14 protein-coding genes are annotated in these 16,949 nt (G+C 62.4%); 10 read left to right on the forward strand and 4 right to left on the reverse strand.

Annotation, left to right across the window (positions count from 1 at the left end):
* The first annotated feature begins 13 nt into the window (after positions 1-13).
* From nuoN to E1B25_RS04545, 4 genes are all read left to right on the forward strand, one after another.
* Positions 14-1,453, forward strand: coding sequence for an NADH-quinone oxidoreductase subunit NuoN (gene nuoN, locus E1B25_RS04530; protein ID WP_132827481.1), 1,440 nt, complete (start codon positions 14-16; stop codon positions 1,451-1,453).
* Positions 1,454-1,522: 69 nt separating this feature from the next.
* On the forward strand, positions 1,523-2,272 hold the full coding sequence (locus tag E1B25_RS04535; RefSeq protein WP_132827482.1) for a biotin--[acetyl-CoA-carboxylase] ligase: 750 nt from the start codon (positions 1,523-1,525) through the stop codon (positions 2,270-2,272).
* 19 nt (positions 2,273-2,291) lie between these two features.
* The gene (locus E1B25_RS04540) at positions 2,292-3,068 is read left to right on the forward strand and encodes a type III pantothenate kinase (RefSeq protein WP_132827483.1); all 777 of its coding nucleotides are present in this window, start codon (positions 2,292-2,294) and stop codon (positions 3,066-3,068) included.
* Entirely contained in the window at positions 3,068-4,735 is a 1,668-nt protein-coding gene (locus E1B25_RS04545; protein WP_132827484.1) for a ribonuclease J, read from the forward strand. The genes E1B25_RS04540 and E1B25_RS04545 overlap by 1 nt, the downstream gene beginning before the upstream one ends.
* Positions 4,736-4,818: 83 nt before the next feature.
* Here E1B25_RS04545 and E1B25_RS04550 read toward each other — a convergent pair whose 3' ends face one another.
* From E1B25_RS04550 to E1B25_RS04560, 3 genes are all read right to left on the reverse strand, one after another.
* Complete coding sequence (locus E1B25_RS04550; RefSeq protein WP_132827485.1) at positions 4,819-6,414, reverse strand: DEAD/DEAH box helicase; 1,596 nt, start codon at positions 6,412-6,414, stop codon at positions 4,819-4,821.
* A 157-nt stretch (positions 6,415-6,571) separates the two neighbouring features.
* Positions 6,572-7,528 carry a glycosyltransferase family 2 protein gene (locus E1B25_RS04555; RefSeq protein ID WP_132827486.1) on the reverse strand — a complete coding sequence of 319 codons (957 nt, stop codon included), beginning with the start codon at positions 7,526-7,528 and terminating at the stop codon, positions 6,572-6,574.
* 178 nt (positions 7,529-7,706) lie between these two features.
* Positions 7,707-9,314 carry a peptide chain release factor 3 gene (locus E1B25_RS04560; protein WP_132827487.1) on the reverse strand — a complete coding sequence of 536 codons (1,608 nt, stop codon included), beginning with the start codon at positions 9,312-9,314 and terminating at the stop codon, positions 7,707-7,709.
* A 241-nt stretch (positions 9,315-9,555) separates the two neighbouring features.
* Here E1B25_RS04560 and E1B25_RS04565 point away from each other — a divergent pair, with 241 nt between their 5' ends.
* Positions 9,556-9,915: a nuclear transport factor 2 family protein gene (locus tag E1B25_RS04565; protein ID WP_132827488.1), complete on the forward strand. Its 360-nt coding sequence runs from the start codon at positions 9,556-9,558 to the stop codon at positions 9,913-9,915.
* Positions 9,916-9,972: 57 nt separating this feature from the next.
* Here the strand turns inward: E1B25_RS04565 and E1B25_RS04570 are convergent, their stop codons facing one another.
* Positions 9,973-10,989 carry a Hint domain-containing protein gene (locus E1B25_RS04570; RefSeq protein WP_132827489.1) on the reverse strand — a complete coding sequence of 339 codons (1,017 nt, stop codon included), beginning with the start codon at positions 10,987-10,989 and terminating at the stop codon, positions 9,973-9,975.
* 178 nt (positions 10,990-11,167) lie between these two features.
* On the opposite strand from E1B25_RS04570, the gene E1B25_RS04575 reads away from it, so the two are divergent.
* The 5 genes from E1B25_RS04575 (at position 11,168) to E1B25_RS04595 (ending at position 16,884) form a co-directional block, all read left to right on the forward strand.
* On the forward strand, positions 11,168-11,947 hold the full coding sequence (locus E1B25_RS04575; protein ID WP_132827490.1) for an SDR family oxidoreductase: 780 nt from the start codon (positions 11,168-11,170) through the stop codon (positions 11,945-11,947).
* Between the two features lie 199 nt (positions 11,948-12,146).
* Entirely contained in the window at positions 12,147-13,229 is a 1,083-nt protein-coding gene (locus E1B25_RS04580; RefSeq protein ID WP_425358918.1) for an ABC transporter ATP-binding protein, read from the forward strand.
* Between the two features lie 327 nt (positions 13,230-13,556).
* Complete coding sequence (locus tag E1B25_RS04585; protein ID WP_132827492.1) at positions 13,557-14,405, forward strand: PAS domain-containing protein; 849 nt, start codon at positions 13,557-13,559, stop codon at positions 14,403-14,405.
* Positions 14,402-15,832 (forward strand): sigma 54-interacting transcriptional regulator, encoded by a 1,431-nt coding sequence (locus E1B25_RS04590; protein ID WP_132827493.1) that lies wholly within the window; start codon positions 14,402-14,404, stop codon positions 15,830-15,832. The genes E1B25_RS04585 and E1B25_RS04590 overlap by 4 nt, the downstream gene beginning before the upstream one ends.
* Positions 15,829-16,884, forward strand: coding sequence for an ABC transporter substrate-binding protein (locus tag E1B25_RS04595; protein ID WP_132827494.1), 1,056 nt, complete (start codon positions 15,829-15,831; stop codon positions 16,882-16,884). Before E1B25_RS04590 ends, E1B25_RS04595 begins: the two co-directional genes overlap by 4 nt.
* Positions 16,885-16,949: the final 65 nt, after the last annotated feature.

Raw genomic sequence — 16,949 nt, forward strand, 5'->3', positions numbered from 1 at the left:
GGGAGCCGGACAGATGATCCAGGCCGATCTCACTGTTATCCTGCCGGAAATCGTTCTGGCCGTTTACGCCATAGTGGCGCTGATCGTAGCGGCCTATACCTCCAAGGACCGGTTGGGTCCGATGTTGGTCTGGACCACCAGCGCACTGATGGTGTTGCTGGCGGTTTGGATCGCGACCGGGCCGGGCGGCACCCATGTGGCGTTTCACGGCATGATCGTCGACGACGGTTTTGCCCGCTTTTCCAAGGTGACAATCCTGCTTTCGGCGGCGGCAGTTCTGGTGATGAGCCAGGAGTACATGTCGCGCCGTGGCCTGTTGCGGTTCGAGTATCCGGTACTGGTGGCCCTGGCCACCGTCGGCATGATGATCATGGTCTGCGCCAGCGATCTGATGACGCTTTACATGGGGCTGGAATTGCATTCGCTTGCGCTTTACGTGGTCGCAGCCTTGCGTCGGGACAGTGTGAAGTCCACCGAAGCGGGGCTGAAGTACTTTGTGCTTGGCGCGCTCAGCTCGGGCATGCTGCTGTATGGCGCATCGCTGGTCTATGGCTATGCCGGCACGACGCTGTTCTCGGGCATCATTCAAACCGCGCAGCATGGCGAGGTTTCACTTGGGCTGCTGTTCGGTCTGGTGTTCCTGATCGCCGGGCTGGCCTTCAAGGTCTCGGCGGTTCCGTTCCACATGTGGACGCCGGATGTCTATGAAGGGGCGCCGACTCCGGTCACGGCGTTCTTTGCCACCGCGCCCAAGATGGCGGCGATGGCGCTGTTTGCCCGGGTGCTGTTCGACGCCTTTGGCGATGCGATCCCCGACTGGAGCCAGGTGATCGCGCTGCTGTCGTTGTTGTCGATGTCCCTTGGGGCCGTGGCGGCGATCGGTCAGCGCGATATCAAACGGCTGATGGCCTATTCTTCGATCACACACATGGGCTTTGCACTGATGGGGCTGGCCGCTGGCACTGCCTTTGGGGTGCAGGCGATGCTGATCTACATGGTGATCTATGTGACGATGAACCTGGGCACCTTTGCCTTCATCCTGATGATGGAAAAGGACGGCAAGCCGGTCACGGATATCTCGGCGCTGAACATGTATGCCAAGCGCGAGCCGGGCAAGGCGCTGGCGATGCTGATCCTGATGTTCAGCCTTGCGGGCGTGCCGCCGATGCTGGGCTTCTTCGGCAAGTTCTATGTGCTGCGCGCCGCCTATGAGGGCGGGCTGGCTTGGCTGGCAATTGCCGGTGTCATCGCCTCTGTGGTCGCTGCCTTCTATTACATCCGCATCGTCTACTACATGTATTTCGGTGAGGACGGGGAAGAGATGGACACCCATTCTTCGCCCGTGCTTTGGGTTTTCCTGACCGGGTCGGCGGCGGTGATGGTGCTGGGTATCATCAATATGTTTGGCGTCGAGGGGGTAGCTGCGGCTGCGGCGACAACGCTTGTCAACTGACCTTATCCAACCTGAAAACGGCCGTCGGGCATCCCCGGCGGCCGTCTCTGTTTCTGGAGGGGGCGGCGCATGACGGGTTGGCCAGAAGGCTATGGTCGCCGGGTTCTGGACGAGGTGGACAGCACCTTGAGCGAAGCTGCGCGGATCGCCCCGACGTTGCCCGGTCCGGAATGGATTCTGGCGCGGCACCAGACGGCTGCGCGCGGACGGCGCGGGCGCGGTTGGGTCAGCCCCGAGGGCAATTTCGCGGCCACGCTGGTACTGCGCCTGCAAGGGGCGCCGCAACAGGCCGCCCTGCGCAGCTTCGTGGCCGCGCTGGCGCTGTTTGATGCCTGTGTCGCGGTGACGGGGCGGCCGGAAAGCTTTTCTCTGAAATGGCCCAATGACGTGCTGCTGAATGGTGCAAAGCTGGCGGGCATTCTGCTGGAAAGTGCCGGACAGACGGACGACGAGATGCTGTTGTTCATCGGGATTGGCGTGAATCTGGCCGAGGCTCCGCCCGTCGCCGCGCTTGAGGCGCGGGCGCTGCGGCCAGTGTCGCTGGCCGGTGAGACCGGTGTGCGGATCACGCCCGAGGATTTCCTGACCGAAGTGGCGGCCGCTTTTGCCCGCTATGAGGCCCAGTTCACGGCGCTTGGATTTGCCCCCATCCGCGAGGCCTGGCTTGCCCGCGCCGCCCGACTGGGGCAGCCGGTGACGGCTCGGACCGGCACCTCCGAGACCCACGGCACCTTTGAAACGGTGGACGCCGGGGGGCAGCTTGTTCTAATGACCGCGGCAGGGCGGGTGCGCATCCCGGCGGCTGACGTCTATTTCTGAAACACGAGGGGGGCGGTTCATGCTTCTGGCTATCGATTGCGGCAATACCAATACCGTGTTCTCGATCTGGGACGGGGAGAAATTTCTCTGTACCCTGCGCACCTCGACCCATCATGCGCGCACGGCGGATGCCTATTTCACCTGGTATTCGACGCTGGTGAAACATTACGGAATCGAGGTCGACATCACCGAGGTGATCATTTCCTCGACCGTGCCGCGCGTGGTTTTCAACCTGCGGGTCTTTGCCGATCGGTTCTTTGGCTGCCGCCCGCTGGTGGTTGGCAAACCCGAATGCCTGTTGCCGCAGCAGCCACGTGTCGATGCCGATACGCAGATCGGGCCAGACCGGTTGGTCAATACCGCCGGGGCCTATGACCGGCATGGCGGCAATCTGATCGTTGTAGATTTCGGAACCGCCACTACATTTGACGTAGTGGGCGATGATGGGGCCTATGAGGGCGGCGTGATCGCTCCGGGTGTGAACCTGAGCCTTGAGGCCCTGCATATGGCAGCGGCCGCGCTCCCCCATGTGGATATCGCCAAGCCCGAGCACGTGATCGGTACAAACACCGTCACGTGTATGCAGTCGGGCGTTTTTTGGGGCTATGTCGGCCTCGTGCGCGAGATTTGCGCACAGATCAAGAGCGAGCGCGATCGCGACATGATGATCGTGGCGACCGGGGGACTGGCCGCGCTCTTTCAACAAAACGAGGCGTTGTTCGACGCCTATGAAGAAGATTTGACGATGCACGGGTTGACCGTGATTCATCGCTATAACAAGGAAAATACACCGTAATGAGCAGTAAACGATTGATCTACCTCCCGCTCGGGGGCGCCGGCGAGATCGGCATGAATGCCTATGTCTACGGCTATGGCGCACCGGATAAGGAACGACTGATTCTGGTCGATCTGGGCGTGACCTTCCCCGATATGGATGGCAGCCCCGGGGTGGACCTGATCCTGCCGGATATCACCTGGCTGAAAGAGCGCGCCGACCGGCTTGAGGCGATCTTTATTACCCATGCGCACGAGGATCACGTCGGCGCCGTGGCGCATTTCTATCGTGATCTGGGCGCGCCGGTTTATGCGCGTGCCTTTACCGCCAATATCGCGCGCGGAAAAATGGCCGAGTTTGGCCATTCGGACAAGGCCGTGCGCACTGTGTCGGCTTGGCCGGAACAGGTCGAGGCCGGACCGTTCAAGGTCAGCTTCCTGCCGATTTCCCACTCCATCCCCGAAAGCGCGGGTCTGGTGATTGACAGCCCCGAAGGCCGGGTCATCCACAGCGGCGATTTCAAACTGGACCGCAATCCGATGGTGGGCGAGGCGTTCGATCCCGACCTGTGGGCCGAGGCGGCCAAGCCCGGTGTGCGGGCGTTGATCTGCGATTCCACCAATGTGTTTTCGCTCGCGCCCGGTCGCTCGGAATCCGAATTGGGTGCGCCGATCGAAGAGCTGGTGAGCAAGGCCAGCGGAATGGTGGTTGCGACTACCTTCGCCTCCAACGTGGCGCGGGTAAAGACGCTGGCCGAAGCAGGAGAGCGGGCAGGGCGCTCGATCGTGCTGCTGGGGCGGGCGATGCGCCGGATGGTCGAAGCGGCGATCGAAACCGGCGTGCTGCGCAGCTTTCCCAAGGTGGTGAGCTCGGAAGAGGCGCTGAACATTCCGCGCGAAAACCTGATGCTGTTGGTCACCGGCAGCCAGGGCGAGCGGCGCGCGGCCAGTGCCCAACTGGCCCGTGGCAAGTATCGCGGTCTGACGCTGGCCGAGGGCGATATGTTCCTGTTCTCGTCCAAGACCATTCCGGGCAACGAGCGTGGTGTGATCCGCATCATGAACCAGCTCAGCGAAAAGGGCGTGGATGTGGTGGATGATTCCACCGGTCGCTATCACGTCTCGGGCCATGCCAACCGCCCGGATCTGTTGCGGATGCATGAGATCGTGCAGCCGCAGATGGTGATCCCGATGCATGGCGAACACCGCCATCTGCGTGAACATGCCGGTCTGGCCAAGGCGAACGGTTTCGCCTCGATCGTTGCGGTGAACGGCATGATGCTGGACCTGTCGGGCAATGCGCCCAAGGTCGTGGGCTTTGTCGACACCGGGCGGACCTATCTGGACGGCTCGGTCAAGATCGGGGCACTGGATGGCGTCGTGCGCGACCGGATCCGGATGGCGCTGAACGGGCATGTGGTGGTCTCGGTCGTGCTGGACGAAGACGACGTGCCGATTGACGGCGCCTGGGTCGACGCTATGGGGCTGGCTGCCAAAGGCACATCGAATGCGCCCTTGGCGGACGTTCTGGAAGAGGATCTGGGCCAGTTTTTGGCCCGCGCCGCGCGCAAGACCCTGATTGATGATACCAAGCTGGAAGAGGGGCTGCGCCGTGTCGTCCGTCAGAGCGCGCAGAACGAGATCGGAAAAAAACCCGAGGTGACGGTGATTGTCAGCCGCATGGGGTAAGGGGCATTTTGCCCTGACCAACGAAAAACGCGCCCGGGCTTGTAAGCCGCGGGCGCGTTTGCGTTCTGACCTTGCCGCGGGGCTTAGTCCGTGCGGCGGTCCTCGAAGCTTAGCGCGATGAAGCTGGGCATGTGATCGCCCATACCGGTCACGTTGTTCCCTTTAGACCGGTCGCTGCGGCTGCGTGAACTACTGGAGCTGCTGCGTGGCTGTCTGGGGCTGCGGCGCTCCTCATCGCGGGGCGCGGCGGCTTGGGGCGCTTCGGTGCGAGGCTTTTCGGTGCGAGGCTCTTCGGCGCGCACCTTTTCAACCGGCTGTTCCACGGGCTTTTCTGCAGGCTTTTCAGCTGGCATTTCCGCTGGTGTAATTGCTGGCATTTCTGCTGATTTTTCTGCGGGCACGGTGGCTGCAGGTGTTGCCGTGGATCTGGACGTGGATCTCGCCGCAGATCTGGGGGCGGGCTTGCGCTCTGATTTGGCCGCCGGTTTTGGCGTTGGCGCCGCTTCGGCTACGGGTTCAATTTTGCTCGACCCCAGCGGGTTTTCCAGCCGCGGAATTTCCCGTTCCACAAGCCGCTCGATCGCCTCCAGCGCCTTTTCGTCGCGCGGCACGCAGATCATCATCGCCTTGCCATCGCGTCCGGCGCGACCGGTACGACCGATCCGGTGCACGTAATCCTCGGCATGGCCGGGGACGTCGAAGTTGAACACGTGGCTGACGGCAGGCACGTCCAGCCCGCGCGCGGCCACGTCCGAGGCGACGAGGAACCGCAGGCTGCCTTCGCGGAATCCGTCCAATGTGCGGGTGCGCTGGCTTTGCTCCAGATCGCCGTGGATCGGGGCGGCGTCATAGCCGTATTTCGTCAGCGATTTCGCGACCGTATCCACATCCATCTTGCGATTGCAGAAGATGATTGCGTTGGTGCATTTATCGCCCTCGGCGTCGATCATCGCGCGCAGCAGCTTGCGCTTTTCGCTGGCCTCGCGATCCTTGCGCGATGCCTTGAAGATGACCACGCCCTGTTCGATATTTTCGGCGGTGGTGGCCTGACGGGCAATTTCGATCCGCTCGGGGTTCGACAGGAAGGTATTGGTGATCCGCTCGATCTCGGGCGCCATGGTGGCCGAGAAGAACAGCGTCTGGCGGGTAAAGGGGGTCAGCGAGAAGATGCGTTCGATATCGGGGATGAACCCCATGTCGAGCATGCGGTCCGCCTCGTCCACCACCATGATCTGCACGCCGGTCAACAGCAGTTTGCCGCGCTCGAAATGATCCAGCAGCCGACCCGGGGTCGCGATCAGCACGTCGACGCCCTTGTCGATCAACTGATCCTGCTCCTTGAAACTGACGCCGCCGATCAGCAGCGCCTTGGTCAGCTTGACGTGTTTGGCATAGGTGTCAAAGTTCTCGGCCACCTGCGCGGCAAGTTCCCGCGTCGGGCACAGCACCAGACTGCGCGGCATCCGCGCCCGGGCACGACCGCGCGCCAGCAGCGTGATCATTGGCAGGGTAAAGCTTGCCGTCTTGCCGGTGCCAGTCTGGGCAATGCCCAGCACGTCGCGTCCGGCAAGCGCGGGGGGGATCGCGCCAGACTGGATTGGGGTGGGCGATTCATAGCCGGCTTCTTCGACGGCCTTGAGAACCTTCGGGTTGAGATTCAGATCAGAAAATTTTGTCATGTGTTTCCGCATTTCGCGGACATCGACATGGCCCGCGTCTGGTCCGGGCCGGACCCGGATGGTCCCGCGTCTTGCGCATGATAGCCCGTAACGCCCCATAGCAAAAAGGCGGGTCGCGGTCAAACAAAGTTACCGTAGGTGCAAGTTTCCGGCGGATTCAGGTTTTTTGGGAAACAGTTTTCGGAAAATCCGGGAATTGTTTCTGTCTTTTGGCGTCGAGTTGCAACTCGCAGCGATGCAATAGACCCGCCGCATCAAGGGCGCTGCACAGGGCAGGCGAGTCGACGCAAAGTTCATCATAAAAGGCGCGCAACCCGGAGTCGCCCTCGCTTGCCTCGATTTCGCTCAGCACCTCATGCAGGGTCAGCCCGCCCTTGTCGCGGGGCCGGGCAGGGGCAAGTTCAGCGCGGTAAGAGCCATGCGACAGCCGGTAGCGATAGGCGGCGATCCAGTCCTCCCAGCTTTTGGCATGGCAATGCAGCAGCAGGGTGGTCGCCAGCGCCACCTCGCCGGGGTTCATCTCGGCACCGCGAAACACGTTGTGAATGCGGATCTCCAGCGGGTCGATCCCGGTGCGGACAAACAGCTTGCCCGCCACATGACTAAGGAAACCACCCTTCACATGGGCGCCGAACCGGGGATAAAGCCGGGCCACGGTCGCGGCGCGCTCGGGTCCGCCGGGGATAAAGCCCTTGAACAGGGTGCCATCGCCTGCCAGCGCCTCGGCCGGGCGGATGCGGGCGCAGAGCGCATCAGCGGGAAGTGCATCAAGAAGATTCGCCAAGGGGTTGTCGGGCCACAGAAATTCATCCACGTCCATATGGATCAACCAGTCCAACTCACCGCCCTTGCGGTGATAGGCATGGGTGGCGTTGGCGGCCTGTCGGACCTGATGTTTGACCGGGCGTTTGATCCCCAGCCTGTTCCAATGGGCCTCGTCGCAGGTAAAGACGCGCACCTTTGGATGCGGCTTGAGTGTGGCCTGCGCTTCGGGATTCGGGGCATCAAGGAACAGGTACAGCCTATGCGCGCCCAATTCGATATGATGGGCGGCGAAATCGAGGATCTCGCGCACCGGGGCCTTGATGGTGGCGACAAGGCCCCAAGTGGTCATGCGCGGCGGTCCTCCCCCGGTGGCTGTGCGGTTCCCTACGCCGCCAGATCGGTTTCGGTCCGCAGCGTATGAACCAGCATATCATGCTGGATCGTTGGGTCCAGTGGCCCCGGGGCGAGGTCAGGCACATGAACGGACTGAAGAAAACGAAGACGCGGCAGCATACCGCGCCAGCGTGCTAGGCCATCATTTCCTTGGTCGCCGTCAGTTTCAGCTCTGGATAGTCGCGTTCGATCCGGTCGATATCCCATTGCAAACGGGTCAGATAGACGATGTCGCCGTCATGGTCGTGCGCGATGTGCTGCTTGTTGGAATTAACAAACTTATCAATCGCTTGCTTGTCACCGCTCACCCAGCGGGCCGAGGTGAACTGGCTGGGCTCAAAGCGCACGGGAAGCCCGTATTCCATTTCGATTCGACTGGCCAGAACCTCGAATTGCAACGCCCCCACGACGCCGACGATAAAGCCGGACCCGATCGAGGGTTTGAACACCTTGGCTGCACCTTCCTCGGCGAATTGCATCAGGGCCTTCTCCAGATGCTTGGCCTTCATCGGATCGGCTGCGCGCACAGTTTGAAGCAGTTCTGGCGCAAAGGAGGGGATGCCGGTCACACGCAAGGATTCCCCTTCGGTCAAGGTGTCGCCGATGCGCAACTGCCCATGGTTGGGGATGCCGATGATATCGCCGACCCAAGCTTCCTCTGCAAGCTCGCGATCCGAGGCGAGGAACAGCACGGGGTTGGAAATCGCCATCGGTTTTTTCGACCGCACATGCAGCAGTTTCATGCCGCGTTTGAAATGCCCCGAGGCGAGGCGGACAAAGGCGACCCGGTCGCGATGCTTGGGGTCCATATTCGCCTGAACCTTGAAGACGAAGCCCGAAACCTTTGTTTCCTCAGGGAGAATTTCGCGCGGGCTAGCCTTTTGCGGCTGTGGTTCCGGGCCATAGGTGCCGATCCCATCCATCAGTTCCTTGACGCCGAAAGAGTTGATGGCAGAGCCGAACCAGATCGGGGTCATATGCCCCTCCAGCACCGATTGCGGATCAAGCGCGGGCAGCAGTTCGCGCGCCATCTCGACCTCTTCCTTGAGTTGCGCCAACAGGTGCGCCGGCACATGTTCGACCAGTTTCGGATCGTCCAGCCCGTTGATTTCGATGCTTTCGGCGACCTTGTTGCGGTCGGCGCGGTCCATCAGTTCCAGCCGGTCGCGCAACAGATCATAGCAGCCCATGAAATCGCGTCCGACGCCGATCGGCCAACTTGCGGGCGTCACGTCGATGGCCAGATTCTCCTGGATCTCATCAATGATGTCGAAGGTGTCGCGGCTCTCGCGGTCCATCTTGTTACAGAAGGTCAGGATCGGCAGATCGCGCAACCGGCAGACCTCGAACAGCTTCTGGGTTTGGCTTTCCACCCCCTTGGCGCCGTCGATTACCATCACGGCCGCATCCACTGCGGTCAGTGTGCGATAGGTGTCTTCTGAGAAGTCCGAGTGCCCGGGCGTATCAACAAGATTGAAGCGGAAGGTTTTGAAATCAAATGACATTGCAGAGGCCGAGACGGAAATGCCGCGATCCTTTTCCATCTGCATGAAGTCCGAGCGCGTACGCCGCGCCTCGCCCTTGGCGCGCACCTGACCGGCCATCTGGATGGCGCCCCCGTAAAGGAGGAATTTTTCGGTCAGCGTGGTTTTGCCCGCATCGGGATGCGAGATAATCGCAAACGTGCGACGGCGCGCGATTTCGGGCGGCAAGGCGGGGCGGTTGGGGGTGAGGTCGTGCATGATCGCGCGTATAGGTAAGGTTTGGGGCCGTGGCAAGAAAATCAGCGCGGACCGGCCCAGTGCCGCGCGTGCGGTCCGGGGGGCTTTGCCCCTGATTTTTCAGGAAAAGTTTAACACCATCCGCGGGCGCGGGAAAAGCAGCAGCTGCCGCGCAGCACACCCGGCGCGGGATTTGGGCTTGGACGAATCGGACCACCGTGCGAGGATGGGAACGTATAGTGAACAAATAGGAGGGGGTGTCATGGATCTGAAAGCAATTGCCGGGGAACTGGTGGCAGGCTGCCGCGAGGGGCGCGAAGCGGCGAATCTGACGCGGCTCTATGCGCCGGGCGCGGTGTCGATCGAGGCTGCTGATATGGGCAACGGGCGCGAGGCCGTCGGGCTGGACGCGATCCGCGGCAAACATGACTGGTGGGCCGACGCCATGGAGGTGTTGGAGAGCGAGGTCACCGGCCCGATGCTGCATGGCGATGACCGCTTTGCGGTGATTTTCCGCATGAAAGCGCGGGAAAAGGCCAGTGGCGAGATCCGGGATATGCAGGAAGTGGGCGTCTATACCGTGGCCGATGGCAAGATCACGCGTGAGGAGTTCTTTTACTGATCCGTCCTTGATCCGTCCTTGATTTGCGCGACACGTCGGCCGTCGAGCGGAGCAGGGTCATTGCGTCGAGGCGCGGCGCAATAGTGCGATTGCGTCCGGGCGGTCGAGCAGGGTTTTCTGGACGTCGAGCCCGTGGGCGCCTGCATTTTCATGGCCGGTCAACAAGGTCTGGCCGATCTTGTCCAGCAACCCGTCTGGCAACGCGGGGCGGGTGCGGGGATCGACCAGCAGGCTTTCTGCCGCGATGCCCTCGGCATAGATGATGTGGTGGTGGTCGAACAGGATCTGGAAATAGTCCACGTAGCCGCCCTGCAAAACATAAACGCTGTCGCCATTGATTAGGTGGCGCGCCTTGACCAGCAATTCGGGGCGACCGGCGCCGATCATGTCGCTGCGCTGATAGACGAACAGGCGGTGGTCGGGGCTGACCACCAGGTCGCCGTCGTTGTTGAGCGTTCCGGCGCGAATCACGATTGGGGCAAAGGTGCCTTCGGCCCGTAGGGTACTTTGGCCAATCCAGCGAATTTCCTGGGCCCCGTCATCGCGGGTCAACACCCGGTCGCCGACCTTCAGGGCCTCGATTCTGATTTGGGCGCCGGTGGCCATGGTGATCCGCGTGCCTCGGGTGAAAGAGACACAGGCGATCTGCGCGAATTTGCGCCGTGCGCTGTCGCGGTCGATACCGACCAGACGGTAATCTGTTTTGGCCGCGAGCGGGGTCAGGGGCAGCAGATAGGTGGCGGCAATCAGCCCGTCCTCGTCCGTTTCCACCAGAACCAGCGCCTCAGCGGTGGTCGCGTCGGGGGTCATGAATTGCAGCGCGCAATCAAGATGCACGGTGGCACCGGGGCGGCCAAGCTCGCTGCCGGGGGCGATACAGAACCCGCCGTCCCCCAATGCGGACAGCGCCAGCCTTTGACGCGCTGCCCCCGGTTCGAGCATGTAGATATCGTCGAGGATCAGCTCGTCCATGTCGGCAACGGGATCGCCCAGATTCGCCCCGGCCTGCACCCGGAAATCGGGGGCGGGGTAAACCGGGATGACTTGAACTGGACGGTCGCTTGTTGAGGTCATGGCACTGGACCTGTAATTGGGGTGAACGCGTAGGAGAGGGCCGAGTGGCCCCATCAGGCAGGGGTAGCCCGGGATTGTGGCGGATATGGGCCAAGAGCCGGGTGATACGCTGGCATTGTTTTGAACACCGCGGCTAATCCAACCGGGGGGCGCCGCGAAAAATAGGGAGACGGGACGGATGGATCTTGGAATTTCGGGCAAGCGGGCGCTGGTCTGCGCCAGCAGCAAGGGGCTGGGGCTGGGCTGTGCCGAGGCGCTGGCCGCAGAGGGTGTGAACCTGGTGATGAACGCGCGCGGGGTCGAGGCGCTGGAGGCCAGCGCGCAGGCAATCCGCGATGCCCATGGGGTGGATGTGGTGACCGTGGCTTGTGACGTAACCACGCCCGAGGGGCAGGCGGCGGTTCTTGAGGCCGCCGAGGGGGCCGATATTCTGGTCAACAACGCGGGCGGACCGCCTCCGGGCCTGTGGACCGATTGGGAGCGTGAGGATTTCATCAAGGCGCTGGATTCCAATATGCTGACGCCGATCACCTTTATCAAAGGGCTGGTGCCGGCGATGATGGAACGCGGCTGGGGCCGGGTGGTCAACATCACCAGCCAGGCGGTGCGCGCGCCGATCCCGGTGCTGGGCCTGTCAAACGCGGCCCGCACCGGGCTGACCGGCTATGTCGCGGGGACTGCACGGCAGGTGGCGAACACCGGCGTGACCATCAACAACCTGTTGCCCGGTATCCATGCCACCGATCGCGCCGATGCGCTGGACAGCGGTGTCGCCAAGCAGCAGGGGATCAGCATCGAGGACGCCCGTGCGCAGCGCTGCGTTGGCATCCCTGCGGGGCGCTATGGCACAAGGCAGGAGTTCGGCGCCGCCTGTGCGTTCCTGTGTTCGCAACATGCCGGGTTCATCGTCGGGCAGAACGTCCTGTTGGATGGCGGCGGTGTGAACCTGACCATGTGACCCCGCGTCCACTTGTGTGACTGTCCCCACGCACCGGGTCATCCGGTGCGTGGGGCACGAGCGTATGAGCGGGCAGGGGTCATGAGGCGGGATCTGGGCCGGAAGCGGGAACGCAGCAGACGGCCTTGTCCCCGGGGGCGGGGATTGCTATCTCCTGCTCTGCCCGATGGTTTTGCTCGGGAATTACAGTGAGGCCGCCGTGACCGCAGACTCCCCCCGGCTGGAAATCCGCAATCTGGTGCGCCATTTCGATGGCCGTCGGGTGGTCGATGATGTCTCTCTCAAAATCATGGCGGGTCAGGTGACCTGTCTTTTGGGGCCTTCGGGCTGTGGCAAGTCCACGACGCTGCGGATGATCGCAGGCGTCGAGATGCAGGACTCGGGCGAGATCTGGGTCGATGGCAAGCTGGTCTGCGACACCATCTTTCGGGTGCCACCAGAGCGGCGCGAAATCGGGCTGATGTTTCAGGACTTCGCCCTGTTCCCGCATCTGAGCGTGGCCGAGAACGTGGCGTTTGGTCTGCGCAGCGGAACCCGGGCGGAAAAACGGGCGCGGGTCGAAGAGCTACTTGAGCGGGTCGATTTGATCGCGTTCATCGACGGCTATCCGCATCAACTGTCAGGCGGCGAGCAGCAGCGCGTGGCGCTGGCGCGTGCACTGGCGCCACGCCCGCGGATCATGCTGATGGATGAACCCTTTTCCGGGCTGGATAATCGGCTGCGCGATGGCATCCGCGACGAGACGTTGAGCCTATTGAAGGATGAGGATACCGCCGTTCTTCTGGTCACCCATGAACCGGAAGAAGCGATGCGCATGGCCGACGAGATCGCGCTGATGCGCGGCGGGCGGATCGTGCAGCGCGGCGCGCCCTATAACGTCTATACCCGGCCAGCAGACAAGGCGGCGGTGGCGTTTTTCAGCGATACCAACGTGTTGCAGGCGCAGGTCAACGGGGCGCTGGCCCAGACTCCCTTCGGCCAGTTCCTAGCGCCCGGTGTGCCGGATGGCACCGATGTCGAGATCGTGTTCCGCCCCCAGCATGTGCGGCTGGATTTTGATCGCAACGGTCATGGGCCGCTGCCAACCCCGGTCGAGGGGGTGGCCGCGCGCGGCGTGGTGCAGCGGGCGCGGTTTCTGGGCCATGAGAGTCTGGTGGAATTCCGGATGGATTACGACGGCTCGGTGCTCAAGGCGACGGTGCCCAACGTGTTTCTGCCCCAGACCGGGCGGGTGATGTGGCTGACCGTGCGACGCGACAGGTGTTTCGTGTTTCCAACGTAAGGTTAGGGCGCTCTTGAACGCCGCTGGCGTGGCCTGCCTCGGGTTCGGTGGGGGCGTTGTCGCGAAACGCAGGCCCAATGCATGGCTTGCCGCTCCCCCTCGTGAAACCTGCTTGGCTCCATGGTGCGCATCTTCCGCAGTCAGGGCCGTGCAACGCTGCCGTGCAGCACCGCGCAGGCGACCGTTTCAGGCAGTCGAGTATCGGGAAATCGGTTAATGATGTAAAATTTCATCGTTTCTCATGTCAGTGCATTCTTTTTTACAGGAATTTTTGGAGTGATGTGATTCATCATTGCAGCACTCGATGCGAAATTGCATCGTCTAGGTATGAGCAATGATTCACACCCTTCCCCTCTGCATTCTGGGGCCCGGCGCGCGGCCGATGAATTTTCCGATGTCGATGTCCTGCGCGGGATGTTGGGGGCGTCGAACGATGCCTGCTGGTGTATGGAGTTCGGGACGCCTGTCGACCTTACGCTGTCCGACGATGATGTGACGCGGCAGATTTTTGGCAACGATCCGTATTGGCGGCTGTGCAATGCGGCTATGGAGCGGCTGTATCAGGTCCCCGCCGGGCAGACCCTGAGCGAACGTCCCGTGCGCGAGATATTTCCCGAGAATGACAGTAACCTTGAATTCGTGCGCAATCTTATCGCCAACGGTTTCGAGGTGGATGCCGCCCCCGCGCTGGACCGGGGCTATGACGGGGTCGAGGTTTACGTAGAGAACGATGTGCGCGCCCATATCGCGGAGGGCATGCTGTATCGGATGTTCGGCGTCGTTCGTAACGTCGGCAAGCACCGGCGGCGCGAGCGGGCGTTGGAAGACAGGTTGGATGCGCTGCAAAGCATGATCTGGGCCATCCCCACCCCGTTTTTGGCGGTGGATGCCGCCGGGGAGATCGAGGTGGTGAACGCGGCGGGTGCCCATTGCCTCGGGGTGGCCCCAGAGGCGCTGCTTGGGCAGTCGTTCGACTCGGTTCTGCCCGCCGCCGCGCCGCGGGCGGACGTGCTTGAGGCGATGAGCAAGGTCCGGACCTTGGCGATCCCGATTACCGAACGGTTTGCCGGCGCTGTTGTCGGTGAGGTGTGGCAGTTCACGCCTTACGAGGCCTCCGGCGGCACCGGCTGTCTTGTGATGATCCTGCCTGAAATGGTGGCCGAGGTGCGATCATGAGTGACGGTATCTGGCCTGATCATCCGGTCTTTTCAGTGCAGACGCGACAGGAGGCCGAGGCACGGCTTGAGCTGTTCGACGACGGTCTGGTCCTGTTGTCCGGCGATGGGCACGTGGTGCAGATGACATCCGAGGCGGCGCGCCAGCTTGGGCTGCGGGCGCAATGGGCCGAGGGGCGGGCGCTGACAGACCTTTCGCCGGCCCTGCGTGGCTGGGAGGCGCTGATCGCGGCGGTGTCGGACCCGCATGGGGCGGACTGCCTGTTAAAGCGCGAGGACGGGCGCGACATCCTTGCCGTGCTGCGCCAGATGCCGGGGCCTGCGCAAGATTCGCCGGTGCGGATGATCGTGTTGCGTGATCTCAGCGGTCTGGATTACCGCCGTGAGCGGGCCGGGGGGCATGATCCTGCACGCAGCCATGTGATGGCAGAAAAACGCACCCGCCCCGATTTTGTCACCCAACGTCGTCTTGCCCCGGACTTGCACAGGGTGCTGTCGCGCGGCGAGCGGGCGATCCTGCAGGGCGCGCGCATCCTGATCACCGGCGAATCCGGTGTCGGCAAGACCGAGGTCGCCAAGTTCCTGCACGGCACCGTGGCCGATGCCGATGCCCCCTTTGTCGTTGCGAACTGCGCCTCCTCCTCGGATGCGCTGTTTGCACGGGCGCTGTTTGGTGGCGATGGAATCCCGGGGCTGATCGGACAGGCCGAGCGTGGCACCTTGTTTCTCGACGAGGTGGCCGAGATCCCGCTCAGCGCGCAGGCGCTGCTGTTGCGGTTTCTTGAGGATGGTCTTGTGACCAGTCCGACCGGCGGGCAGCAGCGGGTGGCCAATGTGCGGGTGATCGCGGCGACCAATGGTGATTTGCGCCAGATGATCCGCGACGGGGCGTTCCGCGCGGATCTGTACTACCGGCTGGCCGTGGTGCCACTGCGGGTGCCGCCACTGCGCGACATGCCGACCCTGATCGACCATCTGATCAACCGCTTTCTGCAAACCATCAACCAGCGCCGCAAGACGCCGGTGCTGGTGTCGCGGCGGATGCGCGAGGTGCTGGCCGATTACAGTTATCCGGGCAATATCCGAGAGCTTCTCAACATCGTTCAGAAGCTGGCGATCTTTCTCGAAGAGACCGACGACATGGCGGAACTGATGGAGGATCTGCTGTCGCCAATCGACATTCCGGGCACCGAACGCGCGGGCGCGGAGAGCGGACCTGTGTCCGCAACCTTTGAACTTAAATCGGAAGTGCGCCGGTACGAGCGCACGCTGATCGACCGGGCGATCCGGATCCACGGCAGCAAACGCAAGGCTGCACAGGCGCTTGGCGTGGATATCGGAACGATCGTGCGCAAGACGGCCGATCCTGTGGCCGCGAATACTGACGACCCTAAAAAAACAACCAACAGCGGAGAAAACAAACCATGAAGAAACGATTGACCCTGCTGGCGCAGACGAGCTTTTCGGCTCTGTGCGCCGTCTCCATCGCCTCGGGCGCGATGGCCGGAGAATTGAACATCCTGACGTGGGAAGGCTATGCCGATCCCAGCGTGATCGAACCCTTCACCGCCGCCACGGGTTGCGAAGTGTCGGCGACCTATGTCGGCTCGAACGACGATTTCGCCCCCAAACTGGCGGCGGGTGGTGGCGTTTTTGACATCGTGACCCCCTCCATCGACTCGACCTATGCCCTGATAGAGGCCGGTTTTGTCCAGCCGATCGACGTCTCCCGCGTGCCCGCCTTCAAGGACATCTACGAACAGTTCCGCACCGCCGACGGCATCCTGAAGGACGGAAAAGTTTACGGCGTGCCCTACGCTTGGGGGGCGATCCCGTTCATGTATCGCAAGGACAAGTTCGACACGCCGCCGACCTCGATCAAGGCGCTGTGGGATCCGGCGCTTGAGGGGCGCATCTCGCTGTGGGACGACAAAAGCGCGCTATATGTGGCGGCGCGTCTGAACGGCAACATGAACATCTATGAGTTGTCGGACGCGGAACTTGCGGCCGCCGTGGATAAGCTGGTCGAGCAACGCCCGCTGGTGCGCAAATACTGGGCCACGGCTGGCGAGTTGGTGGATCTTTACAAATCCGACGAGGTCTGGATTTCCAACACCTGGGGCGGCTATCAGTCCGGGCTGCTGGCGGCCGAGAACATCGAGGTGGTCGAGTTCATCCCTGAAGAAGGGGCCGAGGGCTGGATGGACAGCAACATGATCGTTGCCGACACCCCGAATGAAGAGTGCGCCTATCAGTTCCTCAACATGGCGATCAGCGCCCAGGGCCAAGAGGGTGTGTTCAAGGTGAACGGCTATTCCTCGACCAACCCGGTCGCGGCCAAGGAATTCATGAGCGATTCCGAGTTTTCGGCGCTGCACCAGGACGATCCCGCGTATCTCGACAGCTTGCTGCTGTGGGAAAACCTTGGCGATCGCCTTCCGGTCTATACCAACGCCTGGAACTCTGTGAAGTCGCAGTAATCGCTGCGTTTGAACGTGAAACGGGTCCGCAGTTTGCGCTGCGGCCCCCCCTTTTCTGATGCCGG

Source organism: Antarcticimicrobium sediminis (genome assembly GCF_004348975.1).
Classification (GTDB): Bacteria; Pseudomonadota; Alphaproteobacteria; order Rhodobacterales; family Rhodobacteraceae; genus Antarcticimicrobium; species Antarcticimicrobium sediminis.